The following is an 18,264-nucleotide window of genomic DNA, read 5'->3' on the forward strand; positions in this document are numbered from 1 at the left end:
GCATCAGGTCGAAACGAACTCGGCACAGGCGGCGCGAGAAGGACCAGTCGCAGAGCGTCACCACATAGCCGATGTCGGCACGACGATTGATCAAGCCTCTGTCGCACTCTCTTCGTCTTCAAGCTTCTTGCGCAGTGCCTTCATGAGGCGACCGGCGGTCCTGAGCTCTTCCATCGGCAGACCTTGCACGAGTGCGTTGATTCTGGGGTCGTACAGGCGGATGGCAGCGTCGTAAGTCTTCCGCCCCTTGTCCGTCAGCACCACGAGGTGGGCGCGACGGTGATGTGGATTGGGCTCGAACGTAACGAGCCCTTCCTGGGCCAGGTCATTGACGATGCGCTGAACGTTCTGCCGGTTCGCTCCGAGGTCGCGGGCGAGCCAGGCGACCGGCTGGGCGCGGTCCGCGGCCACGATTGCCCCCAGAATTTGCCAGCGGGCGCTGGTCAGGCCGAGCGGAGCGACCAGCCGGTCGCCCCACGTCACGGTCAGGTTGTTGACCCTGAACAGATCGAGAATGAGGTCAGTCAAGGCATCACCGGCCGGAGATCGCTTCGGAGCGCGCATATTCTCACCATGATGTTTATTGACATCATCATGTCAATATGGTTCTTTGTATCATAAATATCGACACCATCATGTCATATTGAACAAGCTAGCCGTTCTCGGTCAAGGAAACCTAGTGATGATCAAGGTGATTCATCCCATCGCTGGCGCAATCGCGCTTCTGACCATCTCGACATTTTGGCTGTCGACTGCGCTCAGTGAGCTTTTCGCATCCCAAGCCGTCATCACCGCCATCAAGACGGCCATACCATGGGGCTTTCTTTTGCTGGTCCCGGCGCTGGCGGCGGCGGGGGGCACGGGCCTTACGCTGGCACGGGGTCGGCGAGCCGGCCTGGTCAGCGCCAAGATCAAGCGAATGCCGCTGATCGCCGGCAATGGCGTCCTGGTCCTCGTCCCCGCCGCACTGTTCCTCGCACATAAGGCGAGCGCCGCCGAGTTTGATGCAGTCTTCTATGCGGTGCAGGCTGTCGAGCTTGCCGCAGGAGCTGTGAACATCACCTTGCTCGTGCTCAACACGCGAGACGGCTTGAGGATGAAAGGTCGGTTTCGCCGCCTGGGAGAAGGGAAGGTGACAGCTACTCCTCCACAGCGAACGTCAGCCCCGCGTTCTCGACCAGCCGCTTGATCAGCTTGTGCTGCATCGCCGCGCCCGGCGTCCAGAAGCCGGCTGCGACGTCGGTCGTGTCGCGCAGCATGCAGATCGCGCATTCGGAGATCATCTTCGAGGTCGAGCCGTAGCCGGGATCGCGATCGCCGGTGACGCCGGCGCGAACCATGCGGCCATCGGGTGCGATCGCGATATAGAGCAGATCGAACAGACCGTTCTCGCGCTCTTCCTTCGACGGCCCCTCGCCCGGCTTCGGTGCGTCGGGGCCGGTCTTGCCCGCATTGGCAGCCATCACGAGCTTGGCGTTGGCCTCGCCCTTCTCGCCGGGACCGGTCAGGACCATCTCGTCGTAGACGAAGTCCTGGCCGTAGGGAAATCCCATCAGCATGTTGGAGCGGTGAACGTTGCGGGTGTTGATCAGCGCCATCATGAACGGCGCCGCCCAGGATTGCAGGTCCTCCTCGAAGGCGGCCCTGTTGCCTTTCGGCTGCTTCGGGCCGCTGAAGCCGGGCGTCAGCGCAAAATGATCGTTGAGAATGGCGACAAGGCTGAGATCCTTGGCCACGGCATCGAAGGTCGCCTTCGCGCTCGCGGCGGTGCCGCCCGAAAGCGTGCCGCGCATGTCGCGCACGCGGCCCTTCACGCGCGGGGCCGGCGCGCCGAAGGCACGTTTGGCCTCTTCCTGCACGAAGAACGTACCGAGCTCGAACGGCACGGAATCGTACCCGCAGGAAAACACGATCCGTGCGCCGCTCTCTTTCGCAGCCGCCTCGTACTTGTCGATCATCTGGCGCATCCAGATCGGCTCGCCGCAGAGATCGAAATAATCCGTGCCCGTGGCGACGCAGGCGGCGAGCAGTTCCTCGCCATAGAGCTGATACGGGCCGACGGTGGTGATCACCGACATCGTCCGTTCCGCCATCGCCTTCAGCGAGGCCGGGTCCGACGCATCCGCGACAATAAGCTCCGTATTCCCGGGTGCGCCGATCGCATCGCGCACCGATTTCAGCTTGCCGAGGCTGCGGCCTGCCATCGCCCATTTGAGCGAATGGTCGCTCTTGTAATGCTGGGTCAGGTATTCGGCGACGAGCTGGCCGGTAAAACCGGTCGCGCCATAGACGACGATGTCGAATTTCGCAGAGCTCATGGTCGGCCTTTGCTTTGCTTCTTCGCGTAGCTCACGCCCATGCCGGCACGGACGTCGCTTTGAATCCCATAGGGCGGGATCGGATAACGCAGGCCGTTCTTCGCCAGCGCCTTCATGCCCACAACTGCCTTGGCGAGATGTTCCGGCTTCAGGGCCATCAGCATCTCCTCGTCCGGCACGCCGCCATAGCGCCGTTCGGCATAGCATGGCAAGGACAGGCTGGGCTCGCCCGTCTTGAGCGCCCTGCCCCACGAATCGGCGCAAGCGGTCTCGCCGACCACGCCCCATTCGAACTTCTTGTAGCCGGTATATTGCAGCCCGTTGATCAGGATGATCATCTGCCCCGGGTCGCATAGACGAGACAGATGTCCGGCGGATCGAGCCGGCCGCTCGCCAGCGGACTGACCGCGAGCGCCTGATATTGTCCGAACGGAACCACGTCCAGCGCCTCCTGGCGCTTGCGTGCGTCCTCCGCCGTGCCGTGCCAGACCCCGACATAGTTTTCGCCGGCGAGCCATTTCTCGTCCTGCGGTGCAAGGCCGATCACCGCGCGGCATTGCGCGCCGACGAGATCGTCGGCTGTGATGCCGACCGTCCAGCCCAGACGCGCCGCCATGCTGACGATCTGGTCGGTGGTGTGGACCGCGTTCGGCCGCCGGATTTTGGGGATTGCCTCCATGTCCGCGGTCCGCGCGAACAGCTTCATGCCGATCACCGTGGTCTTCAGCCGCAACAGGCTGTTGAGATCGGCGACGAGGCCGGCAAGATCGATGCGGTCTGCACTCTGCTGTTGCATGGCGTCCTCCCGGCCGGCAGTCGCGCGCCGGCGCTGTTATTGTTTCTTGAACGGTTCTAGTCCTTAGCCGGTCCCGGGAGCAACTCGCCAGTCCGGCCCATCAGGCGGTAGGCGACGAGTCCGATCCATTCGCGCACGGCGACCTCGGTTCGGCCGAGCCCGTCCGTGCCGACATTGGTGAAAGAGAAGAGATCGTCACGCCCGCCCATTCGCCAGTCCACGGGATAGGCTTCCACGTCAAATCCCGCCTTGCGAAAGATCCCCATCGAACGCGGCATGTGAAAGGCCGAGGTGACCAGGAGCCAGCGTTCGCCTAGCTTGGGCGCCACCAATTGTTTTGTGAAGATGGCATTCTCGTAGGTGTTGCGAGAGTCCCGCTCGAGGATCAGGCGCTGCTTGGCGATGCCCAGATTCTCCAGGATCGGCGCGGAGTAGTCGGCCTCCCGAGAGTCCGTCGAAAGCAGGTTCGCGGTGCCCCCGGTGAAAACAATGCGCGTGTTCGGATAGCGGCGCGCGAGCTCGGCCGGCGCAAACAAGCGATCGGCCGCGTGCGCGACGACCGGCGTGCGGTGCGCCGCCGACAGATCGGTGTCGACCGAGCCGCCGAGCACGATGATGCCGTCGGGCGCACCGCGCGACGGATCCCACGGCGGAAAACGCGACTCCAGCGGATAGAGCAAAAGGTTGCCGACCGGCGAAAACGCGGCGAGCGCCAGCATGATCAGCGTGGCCGCGGCGAGCTTGCGGCCGAATGCGGCAAAGCGCGTCGCCATCAGGACGACCGAGACGATCCCGAGCTCGATCATGAAGTTGATCGGCAGCACCGCGGCGCCGAGGGTCTTGGACAGGACAAAAAGCAGGGGAGCCTCGCTGGAATGATCGTGCCTGTTGCGCGCGGGCTTGACCCGCCCGTCGATCTTCAGAAAGCTTCTTGGAAGAGGATCGATTGCCTGGTCAAGCCCGGGCCTGTGAAACGGACGGACACCCCATGACCCATCACCACCTGCATTCCAGCCCCGAGACCTGTCATTGGGGCTTCTTCGAGGCCGCGCTCAAGCCCGTCCTCACCATCGCGAGCGGTGACGAGGTCACGGTCGATACCATCAGCGGCGGTCCGGACATGCTGCCCGACCGCAGCAAGTTTCACATTCCGCCCGAGATGCACGAGGTTCATGCCAGGAACGAGCGCATGCTGCCGGGCCATATCCTCACCGGCCCGATCGCGGTCGAGGACGCCGAACCCGGCGACGTGCTCGCGGTCGAGATCCTCGACGTCCAACTCCGGCAGGACTGGGGCTGGAACATGATCAAGCCGCTGTCCGGCACCCTGCCCGACGATTTCCACGAGACGCGCATCCTGAACATCCCGCTCGACCGGTCGCGGATGGTCGCCCGCATGCCGTGGGGGCTCGACCTGCCGCTCAAGCCGTTCTTCGGCGTGATGGGCGTTTCGCCCCCTCCCGCCTGGGGCCGCATCTCCTCGCTGGTCCCGCGCGCCATGGGCGGCAATCTCGACAACAGGGAGCTTGGCGCCGGTGCGACGCTGTATCTGCCGGTGTTCGTCCCGGGCGCGCTGTTCTCCTGCGGCGACGGCCATGGCGTGCAGGGCGACGGCGAGGTCTGCGTCACCGCGATCGAGACCGCGCTCCAGGGCCGCTTTCGCCTGACACTGCGCAAGGACCTCAGGCTCGAATATCCCCGCGGCGAGACGGCGACGCATTACATGACCATGGCGATGGACCCCGACCTCGACCAGTGCGTGGTGCGGGCGCTGCGCGACATGATCGTGCTGCTCGGCGAGAGGCGCAATTTGTCGCGCGAGGACGCCTATACGCTGTGCAGCCTGGCGGCCGACCTGCGGGTCACCCAGACCGTCAACGGCTCAAAGGGCATCCATTGCATGATCGAAAAGACGATCGTGCACGGCTGAGCCGACCTGCCCACGCCTGACCTGTCGAGGCCACACCGCCGCCTGCCTGCCGCGCGGCGTGTCCTACCATGCCTGATTTCCCTCGCGATTCCAACGAGCTGACCAAGCGCCGCGGCCTGCATTTGACTTCCGCCTCCAAACCTAAATAGAGTCTTAATTGTTACTTTTATGTACACGAGTAAGAGGCTAGCGTTTCGTCCATGGCCACCGAAAAAGCCGAGACTGACCGCATTCCCGTAACCTTGGCGCTCTCGACCATCACCTATCTGGAGAAGCTGGTGAGACAGGGCACCCACGGCACCAGCGTTCCCGGCGTCGCACGTACCCTGATCGAGGAAGGCATCCGTCTCGCCATCAAGGACGGGCTTTTGTCGATTCGCGACAATGGCAGGACGTGAGCGCGCGCCGAACGTGAGGCGGACGGATCTCGAGAGACGGATGGCCGCCATCTGCAACCTGGGACCGCACCAATGCCTGTTCTCTCCCCGACCTGGACCGACGAAAGAATCGAACTTTTGAAGCAGCATTTCGAGGCCGGGCTCTCCTGCCGCGAGATCGCCGCCGACATCGGCGTCAGCCGCAATGCCGTGATCGGCAAGCTGTCTCGCCTCAATCTGACGCGCGGCCGGACCATCGACGATCGCAAAGTTCAGGACCGGGGCTTGGCGCCTTCGCGCACATCGCGGACCGTGCCGCGGCTGCAATACGAGATGCTCGCCACGATCTATGGCGAGCCTAGCGCGCCCGTAGTCACTGGCCCTATCGACGACGCCAACCGCTGCTCGCTGCTGGAGCTTGCCGAGAACCGCTGCCGCTGGCCGATCTCGACGCCCGGCGCGGACGATTTCTGCTTCTGCGGCAACTCCGCACCCGACGGCCAGTCCTATTGCGCCGGCCACAGCCGCCTCGCCTACCGGCCGAATTCCCGCGCGCGCGTCATGCGCGCTTAGAACCGTATTCTAGAGCCGTGTCCTCAAACGAAAAACCTCCGGCAGGGCATTGCCGGAGGTTTCTGGAGGTTTAGCATCAAGTCAGAGCCGCAACTTTCGTCATCGGCTGCGAGTTATATAGCTTAGTAACTCAGGTAAGTAAATAAATTTGGGGCCGATCGAATCGCATGGCTCGTCTTCGTCGCCCGCACAGGCCGCGGGATTTTCCGAAAGCCATCGTCGTAAAAAAGCTCATCTCATAAAAAAAGCCCCGGCGGTGTCCCGCCGGGGCTGCGTCATATCCGAAGATCAAGGCTTACCAGTTGCGCTGGGCGCGAACGAGCAGGCTGTAGGTGTCCTGGTCCTTCAGCTCATAGGTCGCCGCGGGCTTGGCAACGCTGGTGAGCGCCGGCGTCGTGATCACGCCCGAGTACTTCTGGTCAAGATGGCTGTAGGTGAAGTCAGCCGAGAAGGTCAGGTTCTTGACCGGGGTCCAGCGGGTGATGACACCGATCTGGCCGATGTTGAAGTCCGGGTTGCAGGTGCCGGTCAGGGTCGCGAACGCGGCGCTGCCGCAGATCATGCCCTTGGCCGTGCCGCTGTAGTTGACGGCGGCCCACGCACCATAGAGCGCCGAGTTCCAGTACGGGCTCCAGTTGTGGGTGTAGGCACCACGGAAGCCGTAGGTCTTGGTCAGCTCGAGGCCGCTGCCGGGTGCGAACACCGCGTCAGACACGCCGGCGAAGCCGATGCTCTGATACGCGCCGCCCGAACCGCCGAACATCGAGTAGCTGGTCGCTGCCAGCTCCTGGAAGTTGTAGCGGCTCGCACCTTCGGTGTAGACGCCCGAGATGTTGATCACGTCGCCGGCACCGGTCGGGATGTTCTTGATCCCCAGAGCCAGCTGGACGGCCCAGCCCCACTTGTCTTCAGGGTGACCGGTGGCTTCGCTCGCGCCGTAATAGCCGACATGGTTGTCGTGCGCTGCGACCGAGGCCTGGAACAGGCCCCAGGCCTGGTCGACGCGGAGCGTGCCGACGAGATCGGGAGAGCGGGTGCCGCCGAGATCGTTGGAGCCGTAAGCACCGCCGAGGACGCCGGTGGTGGACATGCCGGCCGTATTCCAGAGCGCGGTCTGGAACACCTGCGTCTGGTCCTGGGCCGAGACGATCGCCGTCACGCCCTGGCCGAGATCGGCGGTGTAGGTGAACTGGGCAACACCGTTGGTGCTGCCGCTGCCGCCGACGAGCTGGTCGAAGTTGTTGCCGGGATAGTTGATCCAGGGCGCGTCGAACTGCGACACGGCCTTGCCCATGGTGAAGCCGGCGAACTGGATGAAGGCGTAGTAGACGCCGAGCGCGCCGCCGGAGGTCGTGCCGTCGGTGCCGTTCACCGCGCCGCTGGTCGAGCCGATCAGGCCCGTGCCTGCGGCGTTGAGCCCGAGCGTGCCGCTGTACTGGGTGGCACCCGTTCCCGAACCGGCGCCGACATAGTTGCCGGTCGTCCAGGTGAAGACCGCATCGAAATAGGTGCGGACAACGCCGTATTCGGTCGCGGTGCGGGTGTCGATGTTGAGATCTTCACGAGCGCGCATCGAGTAATAGTTGGTCAGGCGGTTGTTGGCCGCGAAGACGTTGTTGTACTGGGCGCTGTAGTTGCCGCCGGCATTGAGCGCCACTTCGGCACGCAGATAGCCGCCCAGCTTGATGCAGGTGTCGCTGCCCGGGATGTAGTAGAAACCCGCGCCGTAGAGCGAGCAGACCTTCACGTACTCGACCGCCTTGGCCTTGACCGGAAGATCAGCCGCCTGAGCTCCACCGACGGCGATCAGACCCGCCGCAGTGCCGAGCAAAAGGCTCTTCACCAATTTCATATTAAAACCTCCAAGTTGCTCATGTTACGAAGACCGGACCGTGAGGCCCCCCAGATCCCCGTCTTTCAAATCCGCTCGGCCGCTTTGCGCTTTCGGACACACCCTCTTTCCACGCGAGGGCCGTGAGCAAACCACCTGCAACGGGACGATCGAGTACCCCCCACCGTCAAGGAGCAATATGCCTGCGCCGTTCACTAATCAAAATACCTTATTTGGTAAGCTTTGTGGTTTCGCTAAACCTGTGCCCCCTGAGCAACACCGCTGCGAGGCGATTCCGTGAGCTGATCATCTTTGTAGTTTTAGTGACGAAATTACCCTGCTCTGCACTTGCGTCAGAGCAGGCTTGCGTGGACTATGGCTTGCACGATACCGGCCGCATACAAATCAGATCACGGGAGTGACGCTGTGTCAGCGACGAGGAAAGAAGGGGCGCGCCTCCGCTCCATCGGCAATCTGGATATCATCAGGCGCTTCACCTGGGAGATATCGTCGATCAACATGTACCTGGAGGAGCTGCGTCAGTTCTGGGCGAGAACGCTCGGCATCAGCGGCCCGCAATGGCTGATCCTGATGGCGATCTCCGACCTCGACAAGGACGACGGCATTCCGGTCAACGTCGTCTCGAAACTGCTCCACGTCGACCCGTCGTTCGTCACTACCCAGTCCAAGCTGCTCGAGAAGAAGGGCCTGTTGCGCCGTCGTCCCTCGCCGACCGACGCACGGGTGGTGCGGCTGTCCCTGACCGAGAAGACGCAGAAGCACCTGGCGAGCCTCAACGAGCAGTACAAGACGATCAAGGAATTCGTCTTCCAGGAGTTCGACGAGAAAGAGCTGACGGAATTTACCACCAAGCTCGCGATGCTGAAGACCCGTCTCGAAAAGGCCTGCGTACGCCTGACCCTCGACTTCTGAGTCGACGTCCTCAGATGCGCCTCGCGGCGCCGAGCCGGGATTCGAGCCAGTCGAAGATGTATTCATTGGCGAGGCTCGGATTATCCGCATGGCCCTGCGCCGCGCCGGTTTCGGCCGCGGTGAAGACCTTCAACATGACATCCGAACTGCCGAGCCGGGACGTCTGGACGATCTGACGCGCCCGATCGGCCTTGAGCCAGCCGTCCTCACCCAGCGTGATCAGCACCGGACAGTCTGCGCTGGAGGCCATCAGCGGCGCATGCGGCACCGGAACGATGCTGACGTCGCTCATCGCGAACCGGCTGGCAAAGAAGGCCCGCTCGTGCAGGTCCCACAGGCCGCCATCGCAGACGGCGGCGGCAAGCCGCGGCTCCTGCAGCACCGCGCGCGCCACGAAGGAAGAGCCCCAGCCATCGGCGACGATCGCGACGCGCTCGAAATCGACGTCGCTGCAGGTCTCCAGATAGTCCATGACGCACGGAATCGCGCTCTCGAGATCCCGGCGCCGCAACAGCGCGTCGAGATAGTCGTCGCGCTGGTCGCCGAACAGATCCAGCGCCAGCAGCGAGAAGTCGCGCTCGCGCGCATGCGGCGCGAGCTTGAACAGAAACTCCTCCTTGCGGTGGCCCGGCTCGCCGATGCAGATCACGGTCGGGGCTCGCACGCGTCCCGACGGCGCGGGCAGGAAATAGCCCTGCAACGAATGGCCGTCGAGCCAGGGGATCGTCACGACTTCGCCGGCAGGCTCGCGCGCGGCGAGGAAGCGGCGGGCGCAATCCTGCATCGCGAGGACCGCGACCCAGCGGCGCTCGTCCGCCTGATCGAGCGGCATCGCGGCCGCACTGTAGTAATTCATGGCGCGGAGCCAGTTGCGTTGCGCGGTCGCCCTGTGACCTTCCGCGAACGCGGCCTCGGCACGATGTCGATTGGTCTGCGCCAGCTTCTTCCACTCGCGGTGCCAGGACTGGTCGTCGCCCCGCTTCAGCTGCCGCGCGATCATCAGGCATTCCGCGATCGTGGCGCCGCCCTCCTGGGCCGCGGTCAGGAGCCGCGTGAACTCAGCGGAGATGTCCTCTCGCTCCGGGCAAAGGATCCAGTCGTCGGAGAGGCATGCGGGTATCATCGGGAGCTACGCTCTGGTCATCGCCTTACACATGACTGACTAAACTATTTTGGTTCCCTGACCAAGCTGCCGTGCGCCGAATGAGAGCCGTTGGAGATCACCATCGCTTGAACGCAGGGACGGGTCGCATGCGTGACATTCCTATTCGTCATGAATGGCCGAACACGGGCAGGACGCCGGCAGCGCACTGGCAAGAGAACTGCCAAGAGAACTGGCAAGAGGTGGCACGCGAAATTGCCTGCGCGCCTCTTGCTATGATGAGCATCATACCTATATCCGCGCGCCCGGCGGCCGCCTCAGCCGAGCCGCCAGCCGACTTCCTGCGTGAAGCTTTCGTAGAAGGATCTTTCGTAGGCCTGCTCCGGTGTAGCACGAACGCGCTCGTCAAGGCGCTTTGCGTCCTCGCCCACGAGAATGCGCCATTGCTCCGCCTTGACCCCGTCGAGAATGATCCGGGCGGCCTGCGCCGCCGTCGTCGGCGCATCCTCGAGGAAGCTGCGGGCGCGCTCGGTGAACACCGCCTGGATGTCTTCGTCCGACATCTTGTCGGCATCCGGCACGCCGGCCGCGACGATGCGCTTGCGGGTCAGCGCGACCTCGTCGGCGTTGAGCCGCTCCGAGCCGTCGGCGCTCTGCACCTTGCGCGAATTGGAGACGATCGAGGTGCCGATATGGCCGGGCATCACCACCGAGCATTTGACGTGCGGCGCGTGCAGGCGGAGGTCGTTGATCAGCGCTTCGGTAAATCCTTTCACGGCGAACTTCGCCGAGCTGTAGGCGGTGTGGGACTGGTTCATGCCGATCGAGGCCCAGAAGCCGTTGACGCTCGCGGTGTTGACGATGTGGGCCTCGTCGGCCGCGACCAGCATCGGCAGGAAGGTGCGGACGCCGAGATAGACGCCGCCCCAGCAGATGTTGAAGGTGCGCTCCCACTGCTCGCGGGTGTTGGTGAACAGGCTACCGCCGCCGCCGATGCCGGCGTTGTTGAACAGAAGATGGATCCGGTCGGTCTTCTGCTGCTCGGCGAGCTCGTCGCGGAAGCGCTTGAGATGATCCTCGATCGAGACGTCGGCGACATGAGTCGTGACGCGCAGGCCCTGCGGCAGCTTCTCGACCTCGCACAGCCGCTTGGTCTCGGCCATCGCGGCTTCCGAGACGTCGCACATCGCGACATTGCAGCCCTCGGCGACGAGCTGCCGCGCGAGCTCGCGTCCCATTCCCGTGCCGCCACCGGTGATGACGGCGATCTTTCCCGCAAAATCCTTCATGGGACTTTCGGCCCCTCCCTTCTCGGTATGTTTCTTCACAGCTCGCGCCGCGCGCATCGGAGCGCGCACAAAATGTAGCAGCGCCGCATCCGCAGGTAAAAGCGGATCGGCGCTGCCATGCTCATCAGTAATTTCGGGGCGTGGACTATTCGGCCGCCTCGACGCGCCGCCCGTTCAACGCGCCAAGCCCGTCCAGCGCCTTGCGGATCGCCGCCTGCTGCGCGCTTGAGGCCTCCGGCATCGGCGCGCGCGGATAAGTCCTGGGCAGGCCCTGCAGCGTCTGCGCATAGCGCGTGCAGGCCGGCAGATTGTCGGCGATCACAGCGTTCCACAGCGTCAGCAGCTTCTTGTGCAGATCGAGCGCGCGTGGATGGTCACCCGCCTTCACCGCATCCCAGAGTGCGACGGAGGCATGCGGTGCCGCGGTCAGGATCGCGGCGATCGAGCCATGGGCCCCCAACGTGTAGGACGGATACATCAGGGCATCGACCGCGCTGTAGATCAGCTTGTCAGGCGCCATCATCATCAGGTCCGCGAACAGTTTCAGGTCCCCCGCGCTCTGCTTCACGCCGACCACCAGCGGCACCTCGGTCATGATCCGCGTCAGCAGTGCCGGCGACAGATACGACCACGGCACCACGTTGTAGATGATGATGGGCATGCCGGTCTCATCAGCCATGGCGCGGAAATGCGCCACCATCGCCTCGTCGTCCGGCTTGAACAGATAATGCACCGGCGTGACCTGGAGCGCGGCGACATTCATGTCGCGCACCAGCTTGCCGCGGCGGATCGCATCACGGGTGGAATCGACGATGATGCCGGCGATCACGGGAATGCGTCCCTTCACCGCGGCGACCGTCGCCTCCATCAGGTCGCGATATTCCTCGTGATCGAGCGTGTGCCCCTCGCCGGTTGAGCCGCCGGCCGCGACGCCATGCGCGCCGGCGCCGATCATCCAGTCGACCTGGGGCGCTACAAGCTTGTAGTCGATCTCGCCATCCTTGCGGAACGGCGTCGTCATCGGCGGAATCACGCCGGTCGGTCGTGCCTTCATGGTCTGCCCTCGCGTTTCCATATCCCTTGTGGCGGTCCCGCTCTTTTGGCGGGTGGCCACGTCCTTCCGAGCCTACCGGCTGCGCGCGGCCTGTGAAGCGCCACCGGCGCGGCGCTGCCCCCGGAATTCGACATCCCTGCGACTCACCCCAGCCGGTTCCCCGTATTTGCCCGGCTCCGGTTTAGGGGCAATTTTTTCACAATCCGAATCGTCAAATGGAGTCCGGACGCTGGGTCGAGTCGGCCAGGCCAGCGTGTTGTTTGCGTCACAGGCTCTGGCACTCCGCTTGCATCCTCTTCGTGGTCAGAAACTACCGATGAGGTGACTGGAATGTTCGTGACCGTCGTTGCCGTGCTCTGCCGGCTGAGTGCAGCCAGCTCAGGCAGTTGCATCGAGGAAATCGTGACCGACAGCAACATGACGCCCGAGATGTCGATGATGCAGTGTGCGATCGGCGCACAGGCCCCCCTGGCGAAATGGATGGGCGAGCATCCGATCTACCACGCCAACTGGCGGCTCGATCGCTACAAATGCGTTCCGGGTCGCTACGAGATCAAGGGCCACGCCTAAGGCCCCGCAAAATTACTGATACCAAGACGACGGACCAAGACTAAAAACGAGGAAACGCCCCGGAGGCCGACTGGTCCTTCCGCGCGGGCACCGACAGCGCCAGACCCCATTGCGGCGGCGCGCTTTGTGACAATCACACCCACTCCTTAAGCCACTGCTCGCAAGATGATCACACGCGCACGCCGCCCATCCGGCGTCAGCGCGGGAAGCCGAATAGCGGTTGCCCGACGCTGGGGCCGAGGCCATACTTGGCGCCTCGATAGTCGTCGATGGCGAGCCCGGTGTCGAAGCGCTCTGTTCTTCCCCCCAGCCGCGGACCTCATCAAACCGATTTACGCGAGCACGCCACGCTCGCGCTGCGGATGCAGAATTTCGCCGAGGCTGAGCGGCTTGCAGCCGAAGTCTTGAAGACGAGCCGGAACGATATCGTCGCGACATGGGTTCTTGGCCGCGCCTTGCTCGCTCAGAACCGCGCAGCGGAGGCCATCCTGCCCTTGGACAAGGCGGCGCGCCGCACGAGTGATCCGGGCATTGAAACTCTACTTGGCGCGGCCTTGGGCGAATCCGGACGTCGCACGGAAGCCGTCGAACAATTGCGCCGGACCGCGGCGCGTCGCCCGCCTTTCCTGCCGGCGTTCCAGGAACTCGCCGGCCAGCTTGCCAAGGATCGGCGCCTCGATGAGGCCATCGCGGTGATCGGCAACGCTCTCGCGCTCGCGCCGGAAAGCATCGACCTACAACTGGATCTTGCGCGCCTGCATCTCGAGCGCAATACGCGCGGTGAGGCGCGCGCGATTCTCGTCAAGGCCCACGAGGTCGCGCCTGGGCGTCCCGATATCTCGACCCTACTTGCACGCGTGCTGCGCCAGGACGGTGACTATGCCACGGCCGCAGAAATGTACCGGCTCGCGCTGGCGCTGCGCCCTGACGATGCCATGGCACGCACCAACCTCGCGGCCTGCCTGTTCGAGTTGGGTGAGCGCGAAGCGGGCGAGGCGAGCCTTCGTTCGGCCTTACACGGCCGCCCTCGCATGCTGGCACAAGCCGCCTACACGCTCGTCCATTCATCGCACGGCCGCTTCTTCTTCCGCCCGAGCGCGCTCAAGAAGTTTCTGCAAGGCGAAGTGCCGTAACACGGCTCACGCACGGAACTGCCGTCGATAGGCGCCGGGCTCCTGCGCGACCGACTTCGTCACCTCGAATACCCGCCGCATCTCCTCTGCAGTCAGTGGTGCGGTCTGAGCGACCCAGGTTTCCCGCTTCACCGCCATGCATTGCGCAATCGGTGTCCCCTTCTGCAGCACGCCGTTGAAATTCACGTCGTGCCAATGCACCGGGAAATGGATCCAGCTGTCACGATATCGATCGCAATCGACGAGGCCCGTCAGCGTCGTGAAGGGCAAATCAAACCGATTGATCGGATGCATGAACAGAACCGAATAGCCTTCCGGCGCTTCGATCAGCCATGGGTTACGAAACTTGATGAGAAGCCGGTCCGGCTCGAACAACGGCGATCCCGTGACCTGACTGGAGTCGTGAAATCCAACGGGAGAGCGCGGGAAATCGAGCTCACCACCGGCTGGCAGGTCATTGTCCCAGGAAATTTCCCCGTTCTCAAACCTGACATCGCACATCAATGGGATCAGGAAGCCGCTCGTCATGGCGTCGACGACCGGAGGACACCGCTTAACCGTATCCTCCTCGCGCTGATTGATCGCGTTGAACGCCTGCGTCGGCATCGCCTTCAGCCAGGCAGGCAGGCCTAAACTCGCAGGGACCGGCGGCGGCAATTTGTCTTCAAGACCCGGCGGACAGCGGAACTTGAGGGTCATCGGCTCGTCGGGCACTTCTGATGCTCTCATTGTCGCCGGGCGAGCCCTAGGCCTGATCGCGAACAGACAATGCATCCGTTGCGATGCTTTTCGCGCGTGTGCTCAGCCAAGCCTACGAACAAATGGTCGGAGCGAGAGGATTTGAACCTCCGACCCCTAGTCTCCCAGACTAGTGCGCTAACCGGGCTGCGCCACGCTCCGAACGTCGTTCCATTAGCTAGGATCGCCGCTTTGCGCAAGGCGAGGTGACACCATTTTGCTGCCTCCGCCGAAAGGCGCCGGAACTGACCCACAGCCGGGGAGATCCGGCGTCAGGCGTCCTTCAGCGCCTGATCCAGCATCTCGCGGCAGGCGATCAGTTCGGCGAGCACCCGTCCGAGGCGCTCCCGGTCGATGGCGCTGGGGCCGGCGGGCGCGGGGGTGCCGCCCTTGCGGAAGGTGGTGAGGATTTCCTCGTCGTCGGTCTCGGAGAAGCGGAAGTCGATGCCCTCCTCCTCCTCGCCCTGGTAGTCGTCATCGTCGCTGTCGCGGGCGCCGCGGACGCCGGTCTCCTCCTCGGGCTCCATCAGGCTCGCACCGACGGCGTCCTCGATGGCGCCGAACGAGACCGCGGCCGCGCTGTCGGCGAGGCCCTGCACTGATTTGACGCCGTGTTCTTTCAGGATCCGCTGCACCCCGCGGATGGTGTAGCCCTCCCCGTAGAGCAGACGGCGGATGCCCTTGAGCAGGTCGACGTCGTCCGGGCGGTAATAGCGGCGGCCGCCGCTGCGCTTCATCGGCTTGATCTGGGAGAATCGCGTCTCCCAGAACCGCAGCACGTGCTGCGGAATGTCGAGTTCCTGCGCTACTTCGCTGATGGTTCGGAACGCATCCGGCGCCTTGTCCAAATGCCAAATCCTTATCCGGAGGGCGGATTACGCCTCGGGTTGCGCCTTGCTGGCGTCGCCATTGGTGCGGTGCTGGGCGTTGATGCGCTGCTTCAGGATCGCGGACGGCTTGAACACCATGACCCGGCGCGGCGAGATCGGCACCTCGGTGCCGGTCTTGGGATTGCGACCGATGCGCTGACCCTTCTTGCGGACCATGAAGGAGCCGAACGAGGACAGTTTCACCGTCTCGCCTTTCTCAAGGCAATCGGTGATCTCCTTCAGCACGAGTTCCACGAAGGCAGACGATTCCGTGCGCGACAGCCCCACCTTCTGGTAGACGGCCTCGCACAGATCGACACGCGTTACGGTTTTACTTTGATCGGTCATCGCCCTGCCCCACATCACGGCGAACAATTGTTGTCTGAAATTATGAGCTTACGATACGGCGGTCAACAGCGCTCATCAATGCAGGCGCATCGATAATCCGATCTGATTCGGGCAAAATTTTATCGACTGTGGCTTACCAGCGCACCAGCGCGGAGCCCCAGGTGAAGCCGCCGCCCATGGCTTCCAGCAGAACCAGGTCGCCACGCTTGATGCGGCCGTCCTTGCGCGCCACCGACAGCGCCAGCGGGATCGAGGCCGCCGACGTGTTGCCGTGAAGGTCCACCGTCAGCACCACCTTCTCCGGCGCGATATGGAGCTTGTGCGCGGACGCGTCGATGATTCGCTTGTTGGCCTGGTGCGGCACGAACCAGTCGATGCTGTCGGCATTGAGCCCGGTCGCCTTGAAGGCATCGACGATCACGTCGGTGATCATGCCGACCGCGTGCTTGAAGACCTCGCGGCCCTCCATGCGCAGATGGCCGACGGTCTGGGTCGAGGACGGGCCGCCGTCGACGAACAGCTTCGCCTTGTGACGGCCGTCAGAGCGCAGATGCGTGGTCACGATCCCCCGGTCGGTCGCGGCATTGCCCGGCTGCTCCTGCGCCTCCAGCACCACCGCGCCGGCGCCGTCGCCGAACAGCACACAGGTGCCGCGGTCGGTCCAGTCGAGGATGCGCGAGAAGGTTTCCGCGCCGATCACCAGCGCGCGCTTGAAGGCGCCCGTGCGCAGGAAATTGTCGGCGGTGGCGAGCCCGAACACGAAGCCCGAGCACACCGCCTGAAGGTCGAAGGCCGCGCCATGATTGATGCCGAGCCCGTGCTGCACGGCGACCGCGCTGGCGGGGAAGGTGTTGTCAGGGGTCGAGGTCGCGAGCACGATCAGGTCGATCGACTGCGCGTCCACGCCGGCATCGGCGAGCGCGGCCTGCGCCGCCTTGAGCGCTAAGTGCGAGGTGAACTCGCCCTCGGCCGCGATATGCCGCTCGCGAATGCCGGTGCGCTGCACGATCCACTCGTCGGACGTGTCAATGCGCGCCGCCAATTGGGCGTTGGTCACCACCTGCTCCGGCAAATAAGAGCCGCAGCCCAGCACGACCGAACGAATTTGAGTCACGAAACAGCCTCCTGCGCGGCCTGCACGGAATTGAGTGCACCACCTTCGCGGTTGAGCATCTGATTGATCTTGTTGAGGAGATCGAATTTGACCATCTCATAGCCAACATCAATCGCATAGGCAAAGCCTTCGGCAGCGATTCCGCCATGGCTCTTGACCACGATCCCGTTCAACCCCAGCAACACGCCGCCGTTGGATTTGTTCGGGTCCATCTTGTTCCGCAGGGCCTGGAAGGCGTTGCGCGCAAACAGATAGCCGAGCTTTGACAGCCAGCCCCGTTTCATCTCGTCCCGGAGCAATTCCGCCATCTGCCGCGCGGTTCCCTCCGCGGCCTTCAGCGCGATGTTGCCGCTGTAGCCCTCGGTGACGATGACGTCGGCCACCCCCTTGCCGATGCCGTCGCCCTCGACGAAGCCGAGATAGTCGAGCTCGGGCAGGTTCCTGGCGCGCAGGATTTCGCCGGCCTCGCGGATCTCCTCGTGCCCCTTGATCTCCTCGACCCCGATATTGAGCAGGCCGACCGTGGGACGCTTCTTGTTGAACAGCACGCTGGCCATCGCCGCGCCCATGATGGCGAGCGACACCAGATGATGCGTATCGCCGCCGATGCTGGCGCCAAGGTCGAGAACCACGGAATCGCCGCGCCTGGTCGGCCACATGCCGGCGATGGCCGGACGGTCGACGCCCGGCAGCGTGCGTAGGTGGAAGCGCGACATCGCCATCAGCGCGCCGGTATTCCCGGCCGAGACCGCAACATCCGCCTCGCCCTTTTTCACCGCATCGATGGCAAGCCACATCGAGGAGGTCCTGCGGCCGCGCCGCAGCGCCTGGCTCGGCTTGTCCTCGCCGCTGACCGCGACATCGGTATGGATGATCTTCGACGCCGCCTTCAGCGCGGGGTGGCGCTCGAGCTCGGGCTCGATCTTCGCGCGATCCCCGATCAGCAGGAATTCGATCTCGCGATGCCTGGCAAGCGAGATGGCGGCGCCTGGAATGACCACGGCGGCGCCGGCGTCGCCCCCCATGGCGTCAAGCGCGATGCGAACCTTGCTTGGCATAAAAGTCCTGGAAACCTGGTCTGGTGCGGTCTTGAACGAGCGGGGCCGCAAATGGGTTCGCCACGAACATGGCGGTCGGTCAAGCGCCACGCCGCACCCGGACCGGGGCGCGACAATAGCGTTTTGTTATCCCGAAACAACCTCTTGCCCCCAGCCTTTTGCATCTGGGAGCATCTGGCCGCGGACGGCGTAATTCACAAGAAACGCATCAAAATCAAACAGATAATTCGA

The 18,264-nt window shown here is 63.8% G+C and carries 19 protein-coding genes, 1 tRNA gene and 1 pseudogene; 7 read left to right on the forward strand and 14 right to left on the reverse strand.

The features are described from left to right. Window positions 1-90: 90 nt before the first annotated feature. On the reverse strand, window positions 91-564 hold the full coding sequence (locus tag AC0L3C_RS06695; RefSeq protein ID WP_473259776.1) for a MarR family winged helix-turn-helix transcriptional regulator: 474 nt from the start codon (window positions 562-564) through the stop codon (window positions 91-93). Between the two features lie 118 nt (window positions 565-682). On the opposite strand from AC0L3C_RS06695, the gene AC0L3C_RS06700 reads away from it, so the two are divergent. Continuing rightward, window positions 683-1,189, forward strand: a complete 507-nt coding sequence (locus tag AC0L3C_RS06700; protein WP_473407485.1) for a hypothetical protein — start codon at window positions 683-685, stop codon at window positions 1,187-1,189. Here the strand turns inward: AC0L3C_RS06700 and AC0L3C_RS06705 are convergent. From AC0L3C_RS06705 to AC0L3C_RS06715, 3 genes and pseudogenes are all read right to left on the reverse strand, one after another. Further along, window positions 1,140-2,318: a saccharopine dehydrogenase family protein gene (locus AC0L3C_RS06705; protein WP_473407486.1), complete on the reverse strand. Its 1,179-nt coding sequence runs from the start codon at window positions 2,316-2,318 to the stop codon at window positions 1,140-1,142. The two genes, AC0L3C_RS06700 and AC0L3C_RS06705, sit on opposite strands and share 50 nt — an antisense overlap. Next, window positions 2,315-3,114, reverse strand: a pseudogene (locus tag AC0L3C_RS06710) (DUF169 domain-containing protein). The gene AC0L3C_RS06705 and the pseudogene AC0L3C_RS06710 overlap by 4 nt, the downstream one beginning before the upstream one ends. A gap of 56 nt (window positions 3,115-3,170) precedes the next feature. After that, complete coding sequence (locus tag AC0L3C_RS06715; protein WP_473407487.1) at window positions 3,171-3,938, reverse strand: YdcF family protein; 768 nt, start codon at window positions 3,936-3,938, stop codon at window positions 3,171-3,173. Between the two features lie 164 nt (window positions 3,939-4,102). On the opposite strand from AC0L3C_RS06715, the gene AC0L3C_RS06720 reads away from it, so the two are divergent. From AC0L3C_RS06720 to AC0L3C_RS06730, 3 genes are all read left to right on the forward strand, one after another. After that, a complete protein-coding gene (locus AC0L3C_RS06720; RefSeq protein WP_473407488.1) occupies window positions 4,103-5,044 on the forward strand; it encodes an acetamidase/formamidase family protein in 942 nt (313 codons plus the stop codon). A gap of 200 nt (window positions 5,045-5,244) precedes the next feature. Next, window positions 5,245-5,442 (forward strand): hypothetical protein, encoded by a 198-nt coding sequence (locus AC0L3C_RS06725; protein WP_007603456.1) that lies wholly within the window; start codon window positions 5,245-5,247, stop codon window positions 5,440-5,442. A 72-nt stretch (window positions 5,443-5,514) separates the two neighbouring features. Continuing rightward, window positions 5,515-5,994 (forward strand): GcrA family cell cycle regulator, encoded by a 480-nt coding sequence (locus tag AC0L3C_RS06730; RefSeq protein ID WP_473279215.1) that lies wholly within the window; start codon window positions 5,515-5,517, stop codon window positions 5,992-5,994. A 295-nt stretch (window positions 5,995-6,289) separates the two neighbouring features. Here the strand turns inward: AC0L3C_RS06730 and AC0L3C_RS06735 are convergent, their stop codons facing one another. Then, window positions 6,290-7,846 carry a porin gene (locus AC0L3C_RS06735; protein WP_473407489.1) on the reverse strand — a complete coding sequence of 519 codons (1,557 nt, stop codon included), beginning with the start codon at window positions 7,844-7,846 and terminating at the stop codon, window positions 6,290-6,292. A gap of 405 nt (window positions 7,847-8,251) precedes the next feature. On the opposite strand from AC0L3C_RS06735, the gene AC0L3C_RS06740 reads away from it, so the two are divergent. After that, complete coding sequence (locus AC0L3C_RS06740; protein ID WP_007603453.1) at window positions 8,252-8,758, forward strand: MarR family winged helix-turn-helix transcriptional regulator; 507 nt, start codon at window positions 8,252-8,254, stop codon at window positions 8,756-8,758. Between the two features lie 10 nt (window positions 8,759-8,768). Here AC0L3C_RS06740 and AC0L3C_RS06745 read toward each other — a convergent pair whose 3' ends face one another. The 3 genes from AC0L3C_RS06745 to AC0L3C_RS06755 all read right to left on the reverse strand — a co-directional run bounded on the left by AC0L3C_RS06745 (window position 8,769) and on the right by AC0L3C_RS06755 (window position 12,203). Next, complete coding sequence (locus AC0L3C_RS06745) at window positions 8,769-9,881, reverse strand: alpha/beta hydrolase family protein (protein ID WP_473407490.1); 1,113 nt, start codon at window positions 9,879-9,881, stop codon at window positions 8,769-8,771. A gap of 296 nt (window positions 9,882-10,177) precedes the next feature. Further along, window positions 10,178-11,149: an SDR family NAD(P)-dependent oxidoreductase gene (locus tag AC0L3C_RS06750; RefSeq protein ID WP_473407491.1), complete on the reverse strand. Its 972-nt coding sequence runs from the start codon at window positions 11,147-11,149 to the stop codon at window positions 10,178-10,180. Between the two features lie 145 nt (window positions 11,150-11,294). Continuing rightward, on the reverse strand, window positions 11,295-12,203 hold the full coding sequence (locus AC0L3C_RS06755; protein ID WP_473407492.1) for a dihydrodipicolinate synthase family protein: 909 nt from the start codon (window positions 12,201-12,203) through the stop codon (window positions 11,295-11,297). A 330-nt stretch (window positions 12,204-12,533) separates the two neighbouring features. Between AC0L3C_RS06755 and AC0L3C_RS06760 the strand changes: the two genes are divergently transcribed. Further along, window positions 12,534-12,773, forward strand: a complete 240-nt coding sequence (locus AC0L3C_RS06760) for a hypothetical protein (protein ID WP_007603449.1) — start codon at window positions 12,534-12,536, stop codon at window positions 12,771-12,773. Window positions 12,774-13,042: 269 nt separating this feature from the next. Then, window positions 13,043-13,906: a tetratricopeptide repeat protein gene (locus tag AC0L3C_RS06765; RefSeq protein WP_473259752.1), complete on the forward strand. Its 864-nt coding sequence runs from the start codon at window positions 13,043-13,045 to the stop codon at window positions 13,904-13,906. A 6-nt stretch (window positions 13,907-13,912) separates the two neighbouring features. Here the strand turns inward: AC0L3C_RS06765 and AC0L3C_RS06770 are convergent, their stop codons facing one another. The 6 genes from AC0L3C_RS06770 to plsX form a co-directional block, all read right to left on the reverse strand. Next, complete coding sequence (locus AC0L3C_RS06770) at window positions 13,913-14,605, reverse strand: hypothetical protein (protein ID WP_027567252.1); 693 nt, start codon at window positions 14,603-14,605, stop codon at window positions 13,913-13,915. Between the two features lie 123 nt (window positions 14,606-14,728). Continuing rightward, a tRNA-Pro gene (locus tag AC0L3C_RS06775) sits at window positions 14,729-14,806 on the reverse strand. Window positions 14,807-14,916: 110 nt separating this feature from the next. Next, on the reverse strand, window positions 14,917-15,492 hold the full coding sequence (locus AC0L3C_RS06780; protein ID WP_063996100.1) for a MerR family transcriptional regulator: 576 nt from the start codon (window positions 15,490-15,492) through the stop codon (window positions 14,917-14,919). A gap of 27 nt (window positions 15,493-15,519) precedes the next feature. Beyond that, window positions 15,520-15,861, reverse strand: coding sequence for an integration host factor subunit alpha (locus tag AC0L3C_RS06785; RefSeq protein ID WP_018456841.1), 342 nt, complete (start codon window positions 15,859-15,861; stop codon window positions 15,520-15,522). Between the two features lie 133 nt (window positions 15,862-15,994). Then, the gene (locus AC0L3C_RS06790) at window positions 15,995-16,975 is read right to left on the reverse strand and encodes a beta-ketoacyl-ACP synthase III (RefSeq protein ID WP_026233249.1); all 981 of its coding nucleotides are present in this window, start codon (window positions 16,973-16,975) and stop codon (window positions 15,995-15,997) included. Continuing rightward, complete coding sequence (plsX, locus tag AC0L3C_RS06795) at window positions 16,972-18,033, reverse strand: phosphate acyltransferase PlsX (protein ID WP_473407493.1); 1,062 nt, start codon at window positions 18,031-18,033, stop codon at window positions 16,972-16,974. The genes AC0L3C_RS06790 and plsX overlap by 4 nt, the downstream gene beginning before the upstream one ends. Between the last annotated feature and the right edge of the window lie 231 nt (window positions 18,034-18,264).

The sequence above is a fragment of the Bradyrhizobium sp. WSM4872 genome (assembly GCF_055811715.1).